Here is a 19,100-nt window from a genome sequence, read left to right as displayed (position 1 = left end):
CGGTTCCGGGTGGTCCCGGGCTGACATCAGAGTCGGACAGCGTCCTTGAAGGATTCTTGAAGCGATCTCGGCGGCCGGTCAGGCGTACTTGAGCCACCAGTTGTGCAGGTCGACGAGGTTCTGGCTCTGCGCGTCGCCCAGCAGCAAGTCGTCGTTACTGGTCCAGGTCACGTCCTGGTTGCCGTTGAAGACGCCGCAGGCGACGCGCCCCTCCACCTGGTCGGGAGTCTCGGTGTAATGCCATGTCGTCGGCGACTCCGCGCCACTGTTGGGACACGCCACCAATTCTTGATTGGCTGCGACCGAGTCGTCGAAGGCCTTGTCGAGGGTCGGCTGGTCGGCGAACAGCGAATACCGCGCGTTCGCCGGACCGCCCTGCGGTGTTGCGGCGTCGCAGTCCACCGTCGCCAGCGCGCCGGTGGCGGGCGGATGCACGGGCTGACATGCGCCCTGGTCGTAGCCGCGCGGCAGCAGCCCCAGCAACTGCGCGTCGAACGAGCTCGGTGTCGGCGAGACGGGTGTGGAGCGTGGGGTCCGCCGGGTGGTGCGCTCGGGGGATGTAGGCGCGGTCGACATGGAGGTCGTGGCGTCCGACGCCGAGGGTGTGTCATCGGATCCGGCGAGCAACCAGATTCCCACCGCACCGAGCACCAATACGAACACCGTGATCGCCGCGGCGATCGGCAGCCACGGCGTGCCCTTGCGCGGCGGGCCCGGTGGCCTCGGTCGGTTCGGTGGCGGGGCGGCCTGCATCGGCCCGCTCGGCGGCCCACCCCCCGGCGGCGGTGAGTAGAACGCGGCGGGACGCGCCGTGGGTGGCGGCGTTGGCGGTGGCGTGGGTGGCGGCGTTGGCGGCGGCGTGGGTGGTGGTGTGGGTGGCGGCGTCCGATACCAGGTGGGCGGCTGCGCCGAACCACCACCGGCCTGGCTGCGCTGCAGAATCGTGGCGGCTTGGTCCTGATCCCGTTGGGTCAGGGCGTTGGTCGCCGCTGCGGCCAGGTCGCCGGCGCTGGCGTACCGGTCCTCCGGCTTCTTGGCCATGCCGCGGGCGATCACCGCGTCGAAGGCGGCCGGGATACCCGGGCGCTGCTGGCTGGGCCTGGGTATGGGTTGCATCAGGTGCGCGGTGATGACCACGCTGACGCTGTCGCTCGGAAACGGTTGCGAGCCGGTGAGGCATTCGTGCAGAACACACGTCAGCGCATAGACGTCCGCGCGATAGGTCACCTCGTCGTTGGTGAAGCGTTCCGGCGCCATGTAGGCATACGTGCCGACCGCGGTGCCCAGTTCGGTGAGCTTCTCGTCGGTGGCCGCGTTGGCGATGCCGAAGTCGACGAGATAGGCGAAGTCGTCGCGGGTCAGAATTATGTTCTCGGGCTTGACATCACGGTGCATGATGCCGCTCTCGTGTGCGGCGTCCAGAGCCGAGGCGACCTGTTTGACGATGGCCACCGCACGCGCGGGCGTCATCGGACCGTAGTTCTTGAGCACCTTGCGCAGATCGGTGCCGTCGATCATGCGCATGTCGACGTAGAGCAGACCGTCGATCTCGCCGTAGTCGTGGATCGGCACCACGTGGGGTTCCTGCAGCCGGCCCGCCGAGTGTGCCTCGCGCCGCAGCCGTTTGCGGAACACCGGATCGTTGGAGGCCGACTCGGGCAACAGCTTCAGCGCCACGATTCGGTCCTTGGCGGTGTCCTCGGCTTCGTACACCTCGCCCATCCCGCCCTTGCCCAGTAGCCGACGCAGCCGATACGGACCGATCTGGGAACCCACACGTGATTCCCCCCGTTCGGGCTCGGTCATCGGATGCTCCTCGGGGCGGTTCGGTAGCCGGCGAAAACACCCTAATCCGGCATCAGGCCGGATGCGGCTCGATCCGAAACGTGAACTCGTGGTCGCAGATGCGGATGGAGTCGCCGTCGCCGAGCATCGCGGTGCCGCGGATTCGCTCCCCCCGCACATCGACGCCGTTGGCCGAGCGCAGGTCGGTGATCACGAAGCTGGTCCCGGTGTCGATGATCACGGCGTGGTGGCGGCTGACGCTGACGCCACTGAGCACGATGTCGTTGTCGGCCAACCGCCCGATTCGTGTCGCCGTCGCCGTGAGCCGATGAATCTGGCCGTTCGTCGAGTGCAGAGCCGCCACCGCAGCCGATGGCGCGATGGAGGTCCTGGCCTCGATGCCACCGATGGTGTGGACGGCGGTGGTCTGTGCGGCCTTTCGGACGTCCAGGGGCTCTTGACGAAGGATCCGCTCGTGCAGTGCGCGCATCGTGGGGTTTGGGTCGATGCCGAGATCCTCGGCGAGTGTGGTCTTGAGCCGCTGATACGCATCAAGGGCGTCGGACTGCCGCCCGGCGAGATAGTAGGCGGTGATCAGCTGGGCCCACAGCGGCTCCCGGTAGGGATGTTCACCGACCAGGCCCTCGAGCTCGGCGATTACGGCTGACGCACGCCCACAGGCGATTTCGGACTCAGCGTGCGCGGTGTGGGCTATCACCTTGTCTTCGGTGAGAGCGGTGGCGTATGCGCCGACGAACTGGAAGTCGCGCAGATCTTCGAGCACCGGACCGCGCCACTCGCCGAGTGCGTTGCGCAGGTGGCGGCTTGCCTGCTCGAACTGAGCGGCAGCAGCGGCTCGGACGCCGGCAGCCTTCTCGGCGACGAAGCGATCGAGGTCGCATGCGGCGTCGGCGACGTCGAGCCGGTACCCCGGTGGTGCGTTCACCAACACCGACCTCGGATCGGCGCCCGAGTTGGTCAGCAGCTTGCGCAGGTTCGAGATGTAGGAATGCAGGCTGGCCCTGGCTTCGGCGGGCGGCCACTGCTCCCAGGCCGCAGTGATCAACGAGTCGGTGGAGACCGGCCGATTGCGATTCATCACCAGCACCGCCAGCACGGCCCGTTGTTTGGGGGTGCCCAGCGCGACCGGTGCACTGTCGACCGTCATCTGCAGCGGCCCCAGAACACCGAATGCGATCTTGATCGCGCCCATCGCGGCCATTGTGACCCGCACGGTGAGGGTTGTGGTGTAGACCTGCAAGAGTAGAACGTGTTCTAGTTTGGCGGTGAAGGAGTCGGTATGGGCCTACGGGTGGTGCAGTGGGCGACCGGTGGCGTTGGTATCGCAGCGATCAAGGGTGTGCTCGAACACCCCGACCTCGAACTCGTCGGATGCTGGGTGCACTCGCCGGAGAAGGCGGGCAAGGACGTCGGCGAGATCATCGGCACCGATGCACTCGGCGTGACCGCGACCAACAGCCTCGACGACATCCTCACCCTCGACGCCGACGCCGTGATCTACTCGCCGCTGCTGCCCAACCCGGATGAGGTGGCGGCGCTGTTGCGGTCCGGTAAGAACGTCGTCACCCCGGTCGGCTGGGTGTATCCCAGCGACCGGCAGGGCGCCCCTTTGCAGGAGGCGGCTGTCGCGGGAAACGCGACGCTGCACGGCACCGGCATCGCGCCCGGCGGGATCAGCGAGAAGTTCCCGCTATTGTTCTCGGCCTTCTCGACCGGCGTGACATTCGTTCGGGCCGAAGAATTCTCCGATCTCCGCACCTACGAAGCCCCCGACGTCGTACGGCATGTGATGGGGTTCGGTGAGGTGCCTGAAAAGGCGCTCAGCGGGCCGATGCAGAAGTTGCTCGACGGCGGCTTCATCCAGGCGGTGAAGATGATCGTCGACAAGGTGGGTTTCCGCGCCGACCCGAAAGTTCGTTCCACACAGGAGATCGCGGTCGCCACCGCGCCCATCGAATCACCGATCGGTGTCATCGAGCCGGGGCAGGTCGCGGGACGCAGATTCCACTGGGAGGCCCTCGTCGACGAAGAGGCGGTGGTGCGCGTCACCGTGAACTGGTTGATGGGTGAGCAAAACCTCGATCCCGCTTGGACGTTCGGCCCCGAAGGTCAGCGTTACGAGATGGAGGTCCGCGGTAACCCCGACATCGACATCGTCGTCAAAGGGTTCCAGTCGGCGGTCGGCGGGCAGGGGCCGGAGTACGGCATCGTCGGCACCGCGGCGCACTGCGTGAACTCGGTGCCCGCGGTGTGCGCCGCAGAACCCGGTATCGCGACATATCTGGACCTGCCGTTGATCAGCGGCAAGGCGGCGCCGCAACTCGCATAGCGGGCTGCGGGGCGTTGTCGACGCCTGGCACACTCACGGGCTGTGACGAGACGTGCACTGGTACTTGCCGGCGGCGGCGTGGCGGGCATCGCCTGGGAGACCGGCATCCTCGCCGGAATCGCCGACGAGTCGCCCGCCACCGCGGAGGCGTTGCTCACCTCTGACGTCCTGGTCGGCACGTCTGCGGGGTCCACGGTCGCGGCGCAACTGGGAAGCGGACTCGGTTTGGCCGCGTTGTTCGACCGGCAGACCGCGGTGACGTCTGCCGAGATCAAGCCCGGCACGGGGATCGAGACCATCACCGAGATGTTCCTCGACGCGATGACCGCTGCCGGCTCGAAAACCGAGAAACTGCAGCGGATCGGCGCGATCGCGCTGAGCGCGGACACCGTCACCGAAGAGGTGCGGCGGAGTGTGATCGAACAGCGACTGCCGTCGCACGACTGGCCCGACCGCGACTTGCGCATCACCGCCATCGATACCGAGACCGGGGAACTGGTGGCGTTCGACCGCGCCTCGGGCGTCTCGCTGGTCGATGCGGTCGCGGCCAGTTGCGCGGTGCCCGGCGTATGGCCGCCGGTCACCATCGGCGAGCGCCGGTTCATGGACGGCGGCGTCGGCAGCACCGTCAACCTGGCGGTGGCCGACGACTGCGACAGCGTGGTCGCGCTGATCCCACAGGGCCTGTCGTCCCCGTCGCCGTTCGGGGCGGGGGCCAGGGACGAAGTGACCGCGCGGAACGCCTTCGGCGTGTTCGCCGACGACGAGTCGCTGGCGGCGTTCGGCGCCAACCCGCTCGATCCCGCGTGCAGGGCCCCTTCGGCGCATGCCGGACGCAGGCAGGGCCGCAGCGTCGCCGCCCAGCTCGCCGAGCACCTCGGGCTCTAATCCTCGGCGGCGGTTGGATTCTCGGGCTTGGTGTCGAACGCGTCCAGTGCTGCGGCGGCCAACTCGATACCGATGTCGATCACTTCCGCGGCGCGGTGGAACTCAAGGCTCCGGCAGGCCGAACGGGGCACCTCGATCAGCATGTCGGGCGGATAGCCGGCCAGCTGGTGTCGCGCGAGCGCGGCCTGCGCGATGTCGATCGTGCGGTTCATCACCTCGAAGCTGCCGAGCTTGGGCACCACGGACGCTTCCTTCGTCGCGACGACGAGCTCCTCCTCGCTGTCCCCGGCGCCCGGATAGTCGTCCGATCCGGAGCCGAAGCGGTTCAACATCGCGTTCGACTCGAACAACGACGCTGTGCTGCGCCATACCCGAGCCAGCCACTCGGTGGTCGCGCGCGGGCCCTGTTCGGTGGGTTCTTCGACGCCGCCGGACTCGCTGCCGGCCAAGGAGACCGCGATGGTGAGGTCGGCGTTGACGGCCGCGATCGGCGCCATCGGCAGCGGTTCGAGGATGCCGCCGTCGGCGAGGAGGCGGCCGTCGAGCACATGGGGTGCGATCACCCCGGGGATCGCGATCGACGCGCGGATGGCGGCGTCCACGGGACCTCGTTGCAGCCACACCGACTTGCCAGCGATGAGATCGGTCGAGACCGCCGTGTAGGGGATCGGCAGGTTCTCGATCCGCACCTCACCGAGGATGTCGCGGACCGCGTCGAGGATCTTGGTCGCGCGCAGCACGCCCGCGGCGGTGATCGAGGGATCGAGCAGCCGTAGCACGGCGCCCTGGGTGAGCGACTTCGCCCAGTCGGCGAACTGGTCGAGCTTGCCCGCCGCGTAGAGGCCCCCGACCAGAGCGCCCATGGACGACGCGGCGATGCCGACGATCTCGTAGCCGCGGTCCTGAAGTTCCTCGATCACCCCGATGTGGGCGTAGCCGCGGGCGCCGCCGCTGCCCAGCGCCAGCGCGACCCGCTTGCCAGCCATGCCGCCATTGTCGCGCGCGGGTGCCGGTTCTGGCCGCCGGTTTCAGCCGCAGAGGCCATCGGCCGCCGCTTGCACGGCGACGATGACAGCGGCCTGACGCGGCGGTGCCAACTGCGTCCACGGAGTGCCGTACGTCCCGGGTCCCGCCGAATCCGTGGATTGCAACATCGCGAGGTACGGCTCGATCTGTGACTTCGGCTCGCCGCCTTGTTCGACCATCCACTGCCGAGCCGTCGCGCAGGCCTGGAAGTACTCCTCCTCGGTCGAATCGGCCGGAGCGCCTACCGCGGTGGTGACACCGCCGGGCGAGACGGCGACCGAACCCGGTGGTGCGGTGGGTGTTTCCGTGCTGGTGGCCGTGGATGTGTTGTCGGTCGGCGACTCGGAGGTGTCGTCGTCACCTGACGAGCATCCCGCGACGACACCCACCATCACTGCGGCCGCCGCGACGCCGTGACGCATGCCCATGCCCGTCAATCTAGGCAATGGCGCGCCGGTGACGGACACCGCCCGCCCGGATCGCCGCGATTGCGCTCACGGTGAATCTATCCGGCGACCCGGCGCACAGCGTTCTGGCCTGCGACGACGGACCTACAGCCCGGCGCGCGGTCACCTCGGGCCGGGTGCGGACGGCGGTCCCATGCCAGACTTGCCTCCGTGACGACCGGACGTCAGGAGTGTTGTAGGCCCTAGCGCCCCACCCTGTCCCTTTCCGGTTCACTTGGAGCTTTCATGGCCTCCCCTGCAGTCCTGCCCTCTGCCGTCCCCGCAGTCTCCGCGCCGACCCGGCTGCGGCTGCCCGATCTGTTGCTCGCCACCGACCGCGCCGCCGACGATGTGCTCACCGGTCGTTACGACCATCTGCTGCCCGTCGGAGGGCCGCCCCGCGGCGAGCGGTGGTTCACGCGGTTGCACGGTGATGACGAGCTCGACATCTGGTTGATCAGCTGGGTGCCCGACCGGTCGACCGAGATGCACGACCACGGCGGTTCCCTCGGCGCGCTGACCGTGATCTCCGGAGCGCTGCGCGAGACCCGCTGGGACGGTGGGGCCTTGAGACGCCGCCGGCTGCTCGCCGGGGATCAGGCCGCCTTCCCGCTGGGGTGGGTGCACGACGTGGTGTGGGCACCAGATCGGGACACTTCGGCTCCAGTCACACCCACGCTGAGCGTGCACGCCTATTCACCGCCGTTGACCGCGATGTCGTACTACGAGGTGACGGATCGGAACACGTTGCGGCGCAATCGGACCGAGCTGACCGATGCACCGGAGGGGTGATCATGGCGAGTCGTATCGACCGAATCCTGGACGACGCCCGGGCCCGCCTGCGCCGGTTGCCGGCGTCCGAGGTGCCCGCTGCGTTGGACCGCGGTGCGATCCTGGTCGACATCCGACCGCAGGCCCAGCGCGCGGACGAGGGGGAGGTGGTGGGAGCATTGGTGGTCGAACGCAATGTGCTCGAGTGGCGTTGCGATCCGACCAGCACGGCGCGGCTGCCGCAGGCCGTCGACGATGACGTCGAGTGGGTGGTGCTGTGTTCGCAGGGCTACACCTCGAGCCTCGCGGCGGCGTCGTTGCTCGATCTGGGCCTGCACCGCGCGACCGATGTCATCGGCGGATATCACGCGTTGAAAAAGGTTCTGGTCTAGTCTTTCTCGTCGCTGCTCAGCAGCGGCCGAAGACGTTCGGTCTTCTCCGGTGTCCAGCCCGGTGGCTGCAGGATCGCCGCCCAGGCGTTGGCCACATCCTTGACGTACACGTGACCGTGCCCGTCGGGCACGTCGACGGCCACCGCCATGTCCGCCGACACCTGGAGGAACGTCACCACCGGGATCCACTGCATCCGCCCGGAGACGTCGTAGCCGCGTGGCTCCTTGAGCCAATCCGGTTCGGCGAACAGCAGATCCGGGTTGAACCACGCGATCGGGTCGGACGCGTGCTGCAGGTACACCACGCGCGGACTTCCCCACGGTCCGTCCGGCCGGCTCAAATTCTCTGCGCGCGCAGCAAAGTGGACGTTCTCACCCTTGTCGTAGATCGGCAGCCACATCGGCGAGCCAGGGTCGCGATCGCGGGTCAACTGCGTCCAGATCGTGTTGTTGAACGTCGGGCCGCTGAAGAGCGCACCGTCTGTCCGTGCGATGAGGTTGTTCAGCGCGAGGAAAGGCGCTTCGCCGCCGAACGATCCGAGGCTCTCACCGAAGACCACCAGGCGCGGCCGCTCCGCCTCGGGCATCTCCCGGATCAGCCCGTCGACGGCCTCGAACAACGCCTGGCCCGCCTGCCGTGCGTTCTCCTTGTCCACCAGGAACGACAACCAACTCGGCAGGAACGAGTACTGCATCGACACGATCGCGGTGTCGCCGTTGTACATGTATTCCAGCGCCGAGGCCTCCGCTTCGTTGATCCACCCGGTGCCGGTGGTGGTGGCCACGGCGACGACTTCGCGGTCCAGGCCCCCGGTGCGCACCAACTCCCGGGCCGCCAGCGCGGCGGTCGCTTTGATTCCGTCGGCCGAATTCAGACCCGCGTAGGTCCGGATCGGTTCGATGGCCGGCCGCCCGTTGAACGTCGTCAACTGTTCGACCGTCGGGCCCGCGGCCACGAATATCCGGCCCTGATGGCCGAGGGATTCCCAGTTGACCAACGACTCCGGACCGCCCGACCGCAGCGGTGTGGTGGGCGCCGCGAAGTCGGGATCGGTCTCGTTGTTGACGGCCTCGAACGTGTTGTTGATGGTGCTCATCGCGAAACGCACCACGATGCCGTTCAGGAGCGCGATGGTGAGCGCGATCAGCAGCACCACGACCACGACCGCCGAAACCCGGGGCGGTGCAACGCGTTCGAGTTGGCGGACAAGGAAACGGACGAGCCTACCGATCAGCTGTCCGATCTCGACGAGCACGAACAGCGTCACGATGGACAGCACGGCGGTCAGCGGATGATCCCAGAAGCCCATGCGCGGTACGCCGTTGAGATCGCGCACCTCGTCCTGCCAGATGTGGAAGTAGACGATCATCAGGATCTGGCCGACGACGCCGATGATCAGCAGCGCGATCCAGGCCTGGCGCGGGGCGGGTGGGCTGCTGTCCTTGGACCGCATGTAGCGCACGAGCCACACGACGAACACGCCGAGCATGTACCCGAAAGCGCCTGCGCCGCCGCTGACCAGCCCCTGGAACAGCGGGCCCCGCGGGAGTAGCGACGGCGTCATCGACAGCCACAGGAACACCAGGCCCAGCGCGGTGCCGGTGAAGGTGTAGTGGCGCACCCACCACGGGGTGTCCTTGGATGTTCTGGCCGGCTGTTGCCGCGGCTCGTCGAGCGTGGTGGCGGTGTCGCCGCGGGTGTCGGTCACCCCCGCAGATTAACGGTGGCGGAAGGCCGCTGGGCGCTTCTCGGTGAACGCGTTCATGCCCTCGGTCTGGTCTTCGGTCGCGAACGCCGAGTGGAACAACCTGCGCTCGTAGAGAAGGCCCTCGGCCAGAGTCGATTCGAAGGCCCGGTTGACGGCCTCCTTGGCCATCCGCGACGCCGACAGCGACATTGCGGCAATGGTCTTGGCGACGGCGTCGGCCTCGTCGAGCAGCTTGTCGGCGGGCACCACCCGCGACACCAGACCGGCGCGTTCGGCTTCCTCGGCATCCATGTTGCGACCGGTGAGGATCAGGTCCATCGCCTTGGCCTTACCGATCGCGCGGGTGAGCCGCTGCGAGCCGCCCATGCCGGGCAGCACGCCGAGCTTGATCTCGGGCTGGCCGAATTTCGCGGTGTCCGCGGCGATCAGCAGGTCGCACATCATCGCCAGCTCGCAGCCACCGCCGAGCGCGTAGCCGGCGACCGCGGCGATCGTCGGGGTGCGGGTGGCGGCGAACTTGCCCCAGGCTGCGAAGAAGTCGCTGGCGAAGACGTCGGCGAACGACAGCGCTGCCATCTCCTTGATGTCGGCGCCCGCCGCGAACGCCTTCTCGCCGGATCCGGTGATGATGATGGCGCCGATACCCGGGTCGTTGTCGAATTCAGCTGCGGCCGAGACGACTTCGTTCATCACCTGGCTGTTGAGTGCGTTGAGCGCCTTCGGCCGGTTCAGCGTGATGGTGCCGACGCGATCGTCACGGGTGACGAGGATCGTGTCGTAATCGGTCATGAGAACTCCAGTTCGCGATCGGCCGGCGCGAAGTAGTCCTCGACGTCGGCTGTGGTGACGGCCGCCAACGAGGCGGGCGACCATTTCGGGTTGCGGTCCTTGTCGACGACCTGGGCGCGAATGCCCTCGACGAAGTCGTGGGAGCGCAGGGCCCCGCACGACGTCCGGTACTCCTGGCGCAGCACGTCTTCGAGTGTGTCGAGTTTCGCGGCGCGGCGCAGCGCTTCCAGTGCGACGGAAACCGAGACGGGGGAGCGGCTCTCGATGAGCTCGGCCGCGTCGCGGGCAGCGGCGTCGTCGTGACCGCGCAGCGCGGCGACGATGTCGAGCGCGGTCCGGCCGGCAAAGCACCGGTCGATCCAATCGCGTTGCTGCACAAGGCTACTCGGCGGCGACTCGACGGCATGGGCGGCCAGGGCGGCATCGATCCCGTTCGCGACGATCGCAGCCTTGAAACCGGCGAGCTCGTCGTGCGGTACGAAGTGGTCGGCGAAGCCCATCGCGATGGCGTCGGCACCATCGAAGTTCGCGCCGGTGAGCGCGGCGTGGTAGCCGAGCAACCCCGGCGCGCGCGACAGGATCAGCGTGCCGCCGACGTCGGGGACGAAGCCGATGCCGACCTCGGGCATCGCCATCTTGGTGGTGTCGGTGACGACGCGGACGCTGCCGTGTGCGCTGACCCCGACGCCACCGCCCATGACGATGCCGTCCATCAGGGCCACATACGGTTTGCCGAACCGACCGATCTGGGCGTTGAGGAGATACTCGTCGTACCAGAAGGCGCGCGCTTCACGCCCTTTGTCGGGCCCCTCGGCCTTGGCGCTGTGATAGAGCGCGACGATGTCGCCGCCCGCACACAAGCCGCGTTCACCGGCGCCGTCGACCACGACGGCGGTGACGGCGTCGTCGTGCGCCCATTCGGCCAGCACACGCGACATCGTGGCGACCATGGAGTGGTTCAGCGAATTGATGGCCTTGGGCCGGTTGAGGGTGATCAGACCGACCCCGCGGTCAACGGTTACTAGGACATCCTCGTTTTCACCCACGAGTATGCAATGTAGAACGTTGTTCGACCTGCAACTGCTTTGGGTAGGGTTTCTTGTGAACCAGCTGGGAAAGTTGACGGTGCAGCCGGGAACTCGACCAGGGACATGATTCGTTGACGGTGTGTTCGCCGATTGACGATCGACATCATCAGGAGAGGAACCGACGGTGCGGGAATCCAGCAACCCCGTATTTCGATCCCTGCCAAAGACGCAGGGCGGATATGCGCAATTCGGTACCGGGGCCGCCGGCTACGGTACGCAGGCCGTACATGCCGACCCCTATGTGACGCAGTACCCGGAGCAGCGCCAGGCAGGCGTTGCCCGGCCGATGACCATCGACGATGTCGTCACCAAGACCGGCGTCACGTTGGCCGTCCTGGGCGCTGTCGGGGTGGTCTCCTATTTCCTCGTCGGCATGAACCCCGGCCTGGCGATGCCGCTCGCCCTGGTGGGCGCGCTCGGCGGCCTGGCGCTGGTGCTTGTCGCGACGTTCGGCCGTAAGCAGGACAACCCGGCCATCGTGCTCAGCTACGCGGGCCTGGAGGGTTTGTTCCTGGGCGCGATCTCGTGGGTGTTCGGCAACCTCGTGGTCGCGGGCGGCAACGCCGGTGCGTTGATCACCCAGGCGCTGCTGGCCACGTTCGGCGTGTTCTTCGGCATGCTGGTCGTCTACAAGACCGGCGCGATCCGCGTCACCCCTAAGTTCACCCGCATGATCGTCGCCGGCCTGTTCGGCGTGCTGGTACTGATGCTCGGCAACCTGGTGCTGGCGATGTTCGGCGTCGGCGGTGGCGAAGGCATGGGCCTGCGCGCCGGCGGCCCGATCGCGATCATCTTCTCGCTGGTCTGCATCGGCCTGGCCGCGTTCAGCTTCCTGATCGACTTCGACGCGGCCGACCAGATGATCCGCGCCGGTGCGCCGGAGAAGGCGGCGTGGGGCATCGCACTCGGCCTGACCGTCACGCTGGTCTGGCTGTACATCGAGATCCTGCGGCTGCTGTCCTACTTCCAAAGCGAGTAGCAGCCTGAGGAGAAGGCCCGGCACGAAATGTGCCGGGTCTTTTCTGTTTCGGGTTCTGTTTCGGGGTTATTCCCAACCGCGATCGTTTGCGTTGGTTATCCCCAACCGCGGCCGTCACTGCACCCGCAAACGCTGTTCCTGTCCGAGCACCGGTCTTCACTGCGGGCCATGGAGGTGCCGTTCCTCGGAAGCGAAGCGTTGCGCGATGGCCATGTCGCCAACAAGCATCAACTGCGGACCCGCTATCGAGCCCTGTTCCCCGGCGTGTACATCGACGACGGCGTGGTGCCGAACTTGTCGCAACGAACGATGGCCGCCTGGTTGTGGACTCGCCGGTGCGCAGTGGTTGCCGGCCTCGCGGCTGCGGCGCTACACGGTTCCCAGTACGTCGCCGACGATGTCCCGATCGAGCTCATCTGGTCGAACCCGCGTGCGCCGCGAGGGATCGTGACGCGACGAGATCGACTGGCTCGCAACGAATGGGAACTTGTGGCCGGCGTGCCCGTGACGATGCCGGAGCGCACGGCGTTCGACCTCGCCCGGCTGACCCGCGGTGACAAGGCGGTGGCCCGTCTCGACGCGCTCGGCAATGCAACTCGTTTCGACCGTGACCTCGTCGCCGGGCTTGTCGAACGGCACCGCGGATCTCCGGGTGTGCCACGAGTGTTGCCTGTTCTCGACCTGTACGACGCCGGCGCGGAGTCGCCACGCGAAACCTGGTTGCGTCTGCTGCTCATACGAGCCGGTTTTCCGCGCCCGCGCACGCAGATCCCCGTCTATGACGACTTCGGGCGAGCCCGCTACCGCTTGGACATGGGTTGGGGGGACGAGGTGATGATCGCCGTGGAGTACGACGGCGAATTGCACCGGCTGCCGTCGCGGCTCGGAGCCGACATCGTGCGCTCGGAGTTCATCGCGCACCGGGGTTGGACACATATTCGCGTCGTCGCGGGCGTCCATCCGGCCGACATCGTCAACCGGGTGCGGCGCGCCTGGGCCGCTAGTGTGCACTCAGATCGCGAAATCGCCTCGTAACGGTTGAATTCGCGATCTGGTTGCACACTAGACGCCGGCGGGACTGGGGCCGGTCGGCGGCCGCCCCGAGGGTTAGGACAGGCGCTCGATCACCATCGCCATGCCCTGGCCGCCGCCGACGCACATCGTCTCGAGGCCGAGCGTCTTGTCGTAGGTCGTCAGGTTGTTCAGCAGCGTGGCGGTGATCCGTGCGCCGGTCATGCCGAACGGATGGCCCAGGGCGATCGCACCGCCCGAGACGTTGAGCTTGTCCTCGTCCATGCCCAGTTCGCGCGCCGAGCCGAGCACCTGGACGGCGAACGCCTCGTTGATCTCGTAGAGGTCGATGTCGCCGATCGACATCCCGGCGTTGGCGAGCGCCTTGCGCGTCGCCTCGATCGGGCCGAGACCCATGATCTCCGGCGACAGCCCGCTCACCCCCGTCGAGACGACACGCGCCAGCGGCGTCAAGCCAAGCTCGCGAGCCTTGGTGTCCGACATGACGACCAGCGCGGCGGCGCCGTCGTTGAGCGGACACGCGTTACCGGCCGTCACGGTGCCGTTCGGCCGGAACACCGGCTTGAGTTGGCTGATCTTCTCGTATGTGGTGCCCGCGCGTGGTCCGTCATCGGTCGACACCACGGTCCCATCGGGCAGCGTGACCGGAACGATCTCGCGCTCGAAGAAGCCGTTCTTGATGGCCTCCTCGGCGCGGTTCTGCGACCGAACCCCCCAGTGGTCCTGGTCCTCGCGGCTGATGCCGGTGTGCAGCGCGACGTTCTCGGCGGTCTGGCCCATGGCGATGTAGACGTCCGGCAACAAGCCGTCCTCGCGCGGGTCGTGCCACTCCTCGACGCCCGCGGCCGCCTGATCCGAGCGGCTCATTGCGTCCGCGAACAACGGGTTCTTGCTGTCCGGCCAACCGTCGGCCGTGCCCTTCGGAAACCGCGAAACAGTCTCTACGCCAGCGGAAACGAACGCATGGCCCTCACCGGCCTTGATCGCGTGGAACGCCATGCGCGTGGTCTGCAGCGACGACGAACAGTAGCGGTTCACGGTCGTCCCGGGAAGGAAGTCATAGCCGAGCTGGACGGCCACCGCCCTGCCGATGTTGAAGCCGGCCTCGCCGGCGGGCTGACCGCAGCCCATGATCAGATCGTCGATCTCCCGCGGATCCAGGGCGGGCACTTTGTCCAGCACCGCGCGCACCATCTGCGCGGCCAGGTCGTCGGGCCGGATGTCGACCAGTGAACCCTTCGCGGCGCGGCCGATCGGCGACCGCGCGGTCGCGACAATGACGGCTTCAGGCATGGTGTCTCCTCGTATTGACGGCTATGAGGAGAACCTAGCTCGCGGACGCCACGATGGGTGCGGGGACCCCAGTCGACCGCCGCCAGAGCCTGCTCAAGCCGCCGACCCGGGCCAGCAGCGCGAAGCCCTCACCCGACCGTGTTCGCCACGGTAGCTCCGGCGCCGCGCCACCGAGCCAGTCGCCCAACGCATTACACAGTGCCGGCAGCAGTTGATTGGCCGCCAGCGCATACCCGGCGCCGGACGGGTGGAACATGTCGGGGGAGAACAGCACATCGGGGGTGGACCGGAAGTGGGGCGCCAGCAAGTCGGCCAGCGGCACGGGAACTCCGCCCTCGGCTCGCACCGCGGCCGTTTGAGCGCGGGCCAGCCGCAGGCCGCGACTGCGGGCAACCGCACGCAACGGCTGAGGTATCGCGGTGATGACACCGAAGTCGGGGCACGTACCGACCACCACGACGGCGCCCGCGGCGCGCAACCGACGCACCGCCTTCCCCAGTCGATTCGCCGACGGCCGGATGCCGTTCGGCCGGGTGATGTCGTTGGCGCCGATCATGATCACCGCGGCGTCGGGTGGAGGTCCGGCGACGAACATCGCGTCGATCTGACCCGACAGTCCCTTCGACGTCGCTCCGACGATCGCCTTGGTGCTCAGCCGGATTCGCCTTCCCGAAACCTCGGCCAGACCACGCGCCAGTAGCACGCCGGGCACCTCCTCGGCGGTGGTGGCGCCGTATCCGGTGGCGGTGGAGTCACCGAAGACCATCAGGTGCAGGTCGAACGGCACGTCGCGGTGCCAGCGCTCGACAGGTCCGCCGCTGGGCGCGTAGACACCGTCGGCGCGGGGCGGGATGTCCCACGCCTGCGGAATGACGCGCCGAGCCTGATCCGCCTGTCCGATCAGCAGGTTGCGCGCGCCGATGTAGGCCGAACCGACCGAGCCGAGCGTGGCCGCGGCCGCAAACGCGATGGTGGAAGTCCGGCGCGGTGTGCCCACGCAGGCAAGTTTAGGTGCCATTTCGTGGCTACCCGCGTGGCGGCAAGCGATAAGGGGTCACATTGCGGTATCAACTCTGGTATCGAATATGACTCGCTGATTGTTGAAACGAACGTAAAGTGTCAAGCTAAAACCCGAGTCACGTCCAGAAAATTAGGCGTACTCACCACTACGGCGGGGTTGAAACGTCGAAGGGGGTGGTTGTAATGACCGCACCTAGCAAGATCGGCCATGTTCGCCGGCCAGGAGTATCGCCTGTTCAGGCCCGTAAACCGCGCAAGTTCCCGGTCAGCGACGGAGCGCCGGTCGAGGTCGTCGAAGACGGCCCGAGCCTCGGTGGTCGCCTCGCATCGCTCGCGGCCCTGCTAACCGTTCGACCCACGCTAGCTATCGGCAGCTATGCGCCTCGCCTGCCGTGGCCCTGGGGTCTGGTCGACTTCGTCTCCCGCATCGCGCGCCCCGCCCCCGGCACCGTGCGCGCCACCATTTCTTTGCCGAACTGCACCGCGCAACTCGTGCGGGCGCCGGGCGTGTTGCCTGCGGACGGCAAACGCGGCGTCATCCTTTACATGCACGGCGGCGCCTTCCTGACCTGCGGCGTCAACTCGCACGGCCGCCTGGTGCAGGCGCTGTCGGGTTACGCAGACTGTCCGGTGTTGGTCGTCAACTACCGGATGATTCCCAAGCACTCAGTCGGCATGGCGGTTGACGACTGCTATGACGCCTACCAGTGGCTGCGGATGCACGGCTATGAGCCCGACCAGATCGTCCTGGCCGGCGACTCCGCGGGTGGCTACTTGGCGCTCACCCTGGCCGAACGCCTGCAGCGCGACAGCCTCGAGGGCGAGGTGCCGGCCGCGATGGTGACGATGTCTCCCCTCTTCGAAATCGACAACCAGACGCGAGCCAACCACCCCAACATCCGCACCGACGCGATGTTCCCGCCGCGGGCGTTCCACGCGCTCGTCGACCTCATCGAAGAAGCGGCGCAGCGCGGTCGAAAGGACGGGAAACCCGAAGAGGTCTACGAGCCGCTCGACCACATCGAACCCGGGCTGCCCCGCACGCTCATCCATGTTTCGGGCTCCGAGGTGCTGGTGAGCGACGCCCGCAAGGCCGCGCGGCGGCTGGCCGCGGCGGGTGTGCCGGTCGAAGTCCGTGTCTGGCCAGGACAGATGCACGTCTTCCAGATCGCGGCGCCGATCGTGCCCGAGGCGAAACGCTCGCTGCGCCAGATCGGCGACTACATCCGCGAAGCCACCTGGTAGCCCAGCTGGTGACGGCGAGAGCCGCCTGACACGATGGAGTCATGCGGATCGCCCGGCACGTCAGTGAGCTCATCGGCAATACGCCCCTGGTACAGCTGAACTCTGTTGTTCCCCCGGGGGCGGGCATGGTTGCTGCCAAGATCGAGTACCTCAACCCCGGCGGCAGCTCGAAAGACCGCATCGCGATCAAGATGATCGACGCCGCCGAGGCCAGCGGTGACCTCAAGCCCGGTGGCACCATCGTGGAACCGACGTCTGGCAACACGGGGGTCGGGCTGGCCCTGATCGCCCAGCAGCGCGGGTACAAGTGCATCTTCGTCTGCCCGGACAAGGTCGGGGAGGACAAGCGAAACGTGTTGCGCGCCTACGGCGCCGAGGTGGTGGTGTGCCCGACCGCGGTGCCACCCGACCATCCCGACAGCTACTACAGCGTCTCGGACCGGCTGGTGGGAGAGATCGACGGCGCGTGGAAGCCCGATCAGTACTCGAACCCGATGGGGCCCGAGTCGCATTACGAGACCACCGGCCCGGAGATCTGGGCAGACACCGACGGCAAGGTGACGCATTTCGTGGCGGGTGTGGGCACCGGCGGCACCATCACCGGCGCCGGTCGCTACCTGAAGGAAGTGTCCGACGGCAGGGTGCGCGTCATCGGCGCCGATCCGGAGGGTTCGGTGTACTCCGGCGGTTCCGGACGGCCGTATCTGGTGGAGGGCGTCGGAGAGGACTTTTGGCCCAAGGCGTACGACCCCGCGGTGCCCGACGAAATCATCGCGGTCTCGGATGCCGATTCGTTCGAGATGACGCGCAGGCTGGCGCGCGAAGAGGCGCTGCTCGTCGGCGGGTCCTGCGGTATGGCAGTGGTGGCCGCCAACAAGGTGGCCGAGCAGGCCGGTCCCGACGCGCTGGTCGTGGTGCTGTTGCCAGACGGCGGAAGAGGTTATCTCGCAAAGGTTTTCAACGACGATTGGATGTCGTCGTACGGCTTCCTGCGCAGCCGGATGGACGGGTCGGTGGACGAGTCGACGGTCGGCGAGGTGCTGCGCGGCAAGTCGGGGGCGTTGCCCGACCTCGTGCATACGCACCCGTCGGAAACCGTTCGCGACGCCATCGGGATCCTGCGGGAATACGGCGTCTCGCAGATGCCCGTCGTCGGTGCCGAACCGCCGGTGATGGCCGGCGAGGTCGCGGGCAGCGTGTCCGAACGCGAACTGCTCTCAGCGGTGTTCGAGGGACGGGCCAAGCTCGCCGATGCGGTGGCCGACCACATGAGCCCACCGCTGCCGCTGATCGGAGCAGGCGAACTGGTCAGCGCGGCGGCGAAAGAACTTCGCGAGTGCGACGCGGTGATGGTGGTCGAGGAAGGTAAGCCCGTCGGCGTGCTGACCCGCCACGACCTGCTCGGTTTCCTGTCAGACGGAAGTAAACGCCGGGTTCACTAGCGCCACACCGTCACATTGACTCCGACGTTCGGATTCCCGGTGAAATCCCTGTGCAAGAGCGCCTTTCCGGTAACGTAGGCACGCTTGATCCCAGCTAAGCAGCAGACTGGAGTCGACCGATGACCGATCCGCCCCCACCACCGCCCGCAGGCTATCCGCCGCCGCCACCGTCCGAAGATTATCCGCCACCGCCGCAAGGTGACGGCCCCCCGCCGGCGACGGCAACCGGTTATCCACCTCCGGCGCAACCGGTTCAGGCACTGCCGAAAGAGGCTTACACGCCGTGGTTCACCCGCGTGTTGGCGTGGCTGGTCGACTCCATCCCCATGTTCATCCTGTGGGGCATCGGGTATGCGCTGCTGCTCGGCACCCAGGAAACGGTATGCGTCACCGACAGTTCCGAATTCGAGGTCGTGGAGTCCTGCACAACCGACGCGTCCACAGTCGGCCAGCTCGCGCTCACTCTCACGTCGATCCTGGTTCTCGCATACGTCATCTGGAATTACGGGTATCGTCAGGGAACCACCGGCTCGAGCATCGGCAAGTCGATGCTGAAGTTTAAGGTCGTCAGCGAAAAAACCGGGCAGCCAATTGGTTTCGGCATGTCGCTCGTGCGGCAACTGGCGCATATCATCGATGCCGCGATCTGCTATGTCGGTTATCTGTTCCCGCTGTGGGACGCCAAACGGCAGACCATTGCGGATAAACTCATCGCCACCGTCTGCTTACCGTTGTAGTCAACCGTGGAGAAAATATGACTGATCAACCGCCCCCACGCCCATGAGAACGCCTCACCGACGCTATACCTCTGAGGGCCCGGGATCCCGGCCTCCTCGGCGGCGGAT

The 19,100-nt window shown here is 67.2% G+C and carries 18 protein-coding genes; 9 read left to right on the top strand and 9 right to left on the bottom strand.

Annotated features, from left to right (window positions below; genetic code table 11):
• Positions 1–78: 78 nt before the first annotated feature.
• Entirely contained in the window at positions 79–1,806 is a 1,728-nt protein-coding gene (locus AU193_RS08940) for a serine/threonine-protein kinase (RefSeq protein ID WP_064422019.1), read from the bottom strand.
• Positions 1,807–1,858: 52 nt separating this feature from the next.
• On the bottom strand, positions 1,859–2,998 hold the full coding sequence (locus AU193_RS08935; protein ID WP_156425164.1) for a BTAD domain-containing putative transcriptional regulator: 1,140 nt from the start codon (positions 2,996–2,998) through the stop codon (positions 1,859–1,861).
• Between the two features lie 87 nt (positions 2,999–3,085).
• On the opposite strand from AU193_RS08935, the gene AU193_RS08930 reads away from it, so the two are divergent.
• Positions 3,086–4,135 carry a dihydrodipicolinate reductase gene (locus AU193_RS08930; protein WP_064422018.1) on the top strand — a complete coding sequence of 350 codons (1,050 nt, stop codon included), beginning with the start codon at positions 3,086–3,088 and terminating at the stop codon, positions 4,133–4,135.
• A gap of 42 nt (positions 4,136–4,177) precedes the next feature.
• Positions 4,178–5,023, top strand: a complete 846-nt coding sequence (locus AU193_RS08925; protein WP_172798249.1) for a patatin-like phospholipase family protein — start codon at positions 4,178–4,180, stop codon at positions 5,021–5,023.
• Here the strand turns inward: AU193_RS08925 and AU193_RS08920 are convergent.
• Positions 5,020–6,009, bottom strand: coding sequence for a patatin-like phospholipase family protein (locus AU193_RS08920; protein WP_064422016.1), 990 nt, complete (start codon positions 6,007–6,009; stop codon positions 5,020–5,022). The genes AU193_RS08925 and AU193_RS08920 overlap by 4 nt on opposite strands.
• Positions 6,010–6,051: 42 nt before the next feature.
• Positions 6,052–6,477 (bottom strand): lipoprotein LpqV, encoded by a 426-nt coding sequence (locus tag AU193_RS08915; protein ID WP_156425158.1) that lies wholly within the window; start codon positions 6,475–6,477, stop codon positions 6,052–6,054.
• 264 nt (positions 6,478–6,741) lie between these two features.
• Between AU193_RS08915 and AU193_RS08910 the strand changes: the two genes are divergently transcribed.
• Positions 6,742–7,287, top strand: a complete 546-nt coding sequence (locus AU193_RS08910; RefSeq protein ID WP_064422015.1) for a cysteine dioxygenase family protein — start codon at positions 6,742–6,744, stop codon at positions 7,285–7,287.
• Between the two features lie 2 nt (positions 7,288–7,289).
• On the top strand, positions 7,290–7,658 hold the full coding sequence (locus AU193_RS08905) for a rhodanese-like domain-containing protein (protein ID WP_064422222.1): 369 nt from the start codon (positions 7,290–7,292) through the stop codon (positions 7,656–7,658).
• Here the strand turns inward: AU193_RS08905 and AU193_RS08900 are convergent.
• Genes AU193_RS08900 through AU193_RS08890 form a run of 3 tightly spaced genes read right to left on the bottom strand, consistent with a single transcriptional unit; the run spans position 7,655 to position 11,202 of the window.
• Complete coding sequence (locus AU193_RS08900; RefSeq protein ID WP_064422014.1) at positions 7,655–9,367, bottom strand: alpha/beta-hydrolase family protein; 1,713 nt, start codon at positions 9,365–9,367, stop codon at positions 7,655–7,657. The two genes, AU193_RS08905 and AU193_RS08900, sit on opposite strands and share 4 nt — an antisense overlap.
• 9 nt (positions 9,368–9,376) lie before the next feature.
• Entirely contained in the window at positions 9,377–10,156 is a 780-nt protein-coding gene (locus tag AU193_RS08895) for an enoyl-CoA hydratase (RefSeq protein WP_064422013.1), read from the bottom strand.
• Positions 10,153–11,202 (bottom strand): enoyl-CoA hydratase/isomerase family protein, encoded by a 1,050-nt coding sequence (locus tag AU193_RS08890; protein ID WP_064422012.1) that lies wholly within the window; start codon positions 11,200–11,202, stop codon positions 10,153–10,155. Before AU193_RS08890 ends, AU193_RS08895 begins: the two co-directional genes overlap by 4 nt.
• Before the next feature lie 166 nt (positions 11,203–11,368).
• Between AU193_RS08890 and AU193_RS08885 the strand changes: the two genes are divergently transcribed.
• Positions 11,369–12,223: a Bax inhibitor-1/YccA family protein gene (locus tag AU193_RS08885; RefSeq protein ID WP_064422011.1), complete on the top strand. Its 855-nt coding sequence runs from the start codon at positions 11,369–11,371 to the stop codon at positions 12,221–12,223.
• 168 nt (positions 12,224–12,391) lie between these two features.
• Positions 12,392–13,258, top strand: coding sequence for a hypothetical protein (locus AU193_RS08880; protein WP_064422010.1), 867 nt, complete (start codon positions 12,392–12,394; stop codon positions 13,256–13,258).
• A 72-nt stretch (positions 13,259–13,330) separates the two neighbouring features.
• On the opposite strand, the gene AU193_RS08875 is transcribed toward AU193_RS08880, so the two are convergent.
• Together AU193_RS08875 and AU193_RS08870 are read right to left on the bottom strand one after the other, a co-directional pair.
• Positions 13,331–14,548, bottom strand: a complete 1,218-nt coding sequence (locus AU193_RS08875) for an acetyl-CoA C-acetyltransferase (RefSeq protein WP_064422009.1) — start codon at positions 14,546–14,548, stop codon at positions 13,331–13,333.
• A 34-nt stretch (positions 14,549–14,582) separates the two neighbouring features.
• Positions 14,583–15,566, bottom strand: a complete 984-nt coding sequence (locus AU193_RS08870) for an SGNH/GDSL hydrolase family protein (RefSeq protein WP_064422008.1) — start codon at positions 15,564–15,566, stop codon at positions 14,583–14,585.
• A 185-nt stretch (positions 15,567–15,751) separates the two neighbouring features.
• Between AU193_RS08870 and AU193_RS08865 the strand changes: the two genes are divergently transcribed.
• The 3 genes from AU193_RS08865 (at position 15,752) to AU193_RS08855 (ending at position 18,992) form a co-directional block, all read left to right on the top strand.
• Complete coding sequence (locus AU193_RS08865) at positions 15,752–16,813, top strand: alpha/beta hydrolase (protein ID WP_064422007.1); 1,062 nt, start codon at positions 15,752–15,754, stop codon at positions 16,811–16,813.
• A 41-nt stretch (positions 16,814–16,854) separates the two neighbouring features.
• The gene (locus AU193_RS08860) at positions 16,855–18,255 is read left to right on the top strand and encodes a cystathionine beta-synthase (protein ID WP_064422006.1); all 1,401 of its coding nucleotides are present in this window, start codon (positions 16,855–16,857) and stop codon (positions 18,253–18,255) included.
• A gap of 119 nt (positions 18,256–18,374) precedes the next feature.
• The gene (locus tag AU193_RS08855; protein ID WP_064422005.1) at positions 18,375–18,992 is read left to right on the top strand and encodes an RDD family protein; all 618 of its coding nucleotides are present in this window, start codon (positions 18,375–18,377) and stop codon (positions 18,990–18,992) included.
• The last annotated feature ends 108 nt before the right edge of the window (positions 18,993–19,100 follow it).

Source organism: Mycobacterium sp. GA-1285, assembly GCF_001499905.1.
GTDB lineage: Bacteria > Actinomycetota > Actinomycetes > Mycobacteriales > Mycobacteriaceae > Mycobacterium.
The sequence above is the reverse complement of the archived record's forward strand: the minus strand, read 5'-3'. Positions and strand labels throughout refer to the sequence as shown.

Excerpts from the sequence above, each read along its gene's own strand:
- AU193_RS08940 (WP_064422019.1), bottom strand. The coding sequence starts at position 1,806 with ATGACCGAGCCCGAACGGGGGGAATCACGTGTGGGTTCCCAGATCGGT.
- AU193_RS08865 (WP_064422007.1), top strand. The coding sequence starts at position 15,752 with ATGACCGCACCTAGCAAGATCGGCCATGTTCGCCGGCCAGGAGTATCG.
- AU193_RS08935 (WP_156425164.1), bottom strand. The coding sequence starts at position 2,998 with ATGGGCGCGATCAAGATCGCATTCGGTGTTCTGGGGCCGCTGCAGATG.
- AU193_RS08855 (WP_064422005.1), top strand. The coding sequence starts at position 18,375 with ATGACCGATCCGCCCCCACCACCGCCCGCAGGCTATCCGCCGCCGCCA.
- AU193_RS08930 (WP_064422018.1), top strand. The coding sequence starts at position 3,086 with ATGGGCCTACGGGTGGTGCAGTGGGCGACCGGTGGCGTTGGTATCGCA.
- AU193_RS08870 (WP_064422008.1), bottom strand. The coding sequence starts at position 15,566 with ATGGCACCTAAACTTGCCTGCGTGGGCACACCGCGCCGGACTTCCACC.
- AU193_RS08910 (WP_064422015.1), top strand. The coding sequence starts at position 6,742 with ATGGCCTCCCCTGCAGTCCTGCCCTCTGCCGTCCCCGCAGTCTCCGCG.
- AU193_RS08880 (WP_064422010.1), top strand. The coding sequence starts at position 12,392 with ATGGAGGTGCCGTTCCTCGGAAGCGAAGCGTTGCGCGATGGCCATGTC.
- AU193_RS08920 (WP_064422016.1), bottom strand. The coding sequence starts at position 6,009 with ATGGCTGGCAAGCGGGTCGCGCTGGCGCTGGGCAGCGGCGGCGCCCGC.
- AU193_RS08905 (WP_064422222.1), top strand. The coding sequence starts at position 7,290 with ATGGCGAGTCGTATCGACCGAATCCTGGACGACGCCCGGGCCCGCCTG.
- AU193_RS08860 (WP_064422006.1), top strand. The coding sequence starts at position 16,855 with ATGCGGATCGCCCGGCACGTCAGTGAGCTCATCGGCAATACGCCCCTG.
- AU193_RS08895 (WP_064422013.1), bottom strand. The coding sequence starts at position 10,156 with ATGACCGATTACGACACGATCCTCGTCACCCGTGACGATCGCGTCGGC.
- AU193_RS08875 (WP_064422009.1), bottom strand. The coding sequence starts at position 14,548 with ATGCCTGAAGCCGTCATTGTCGCGACCGCGCGGTCGCCGATCGGCCGC.
- AU193_RS08915 (WP_156425158.1), bottom strand. The coding sequence starts at position 6,477 with ATGGGCATGCGTCACGGCGTCGCGGCGGCCGCAGTGATGGTGGGTGTC.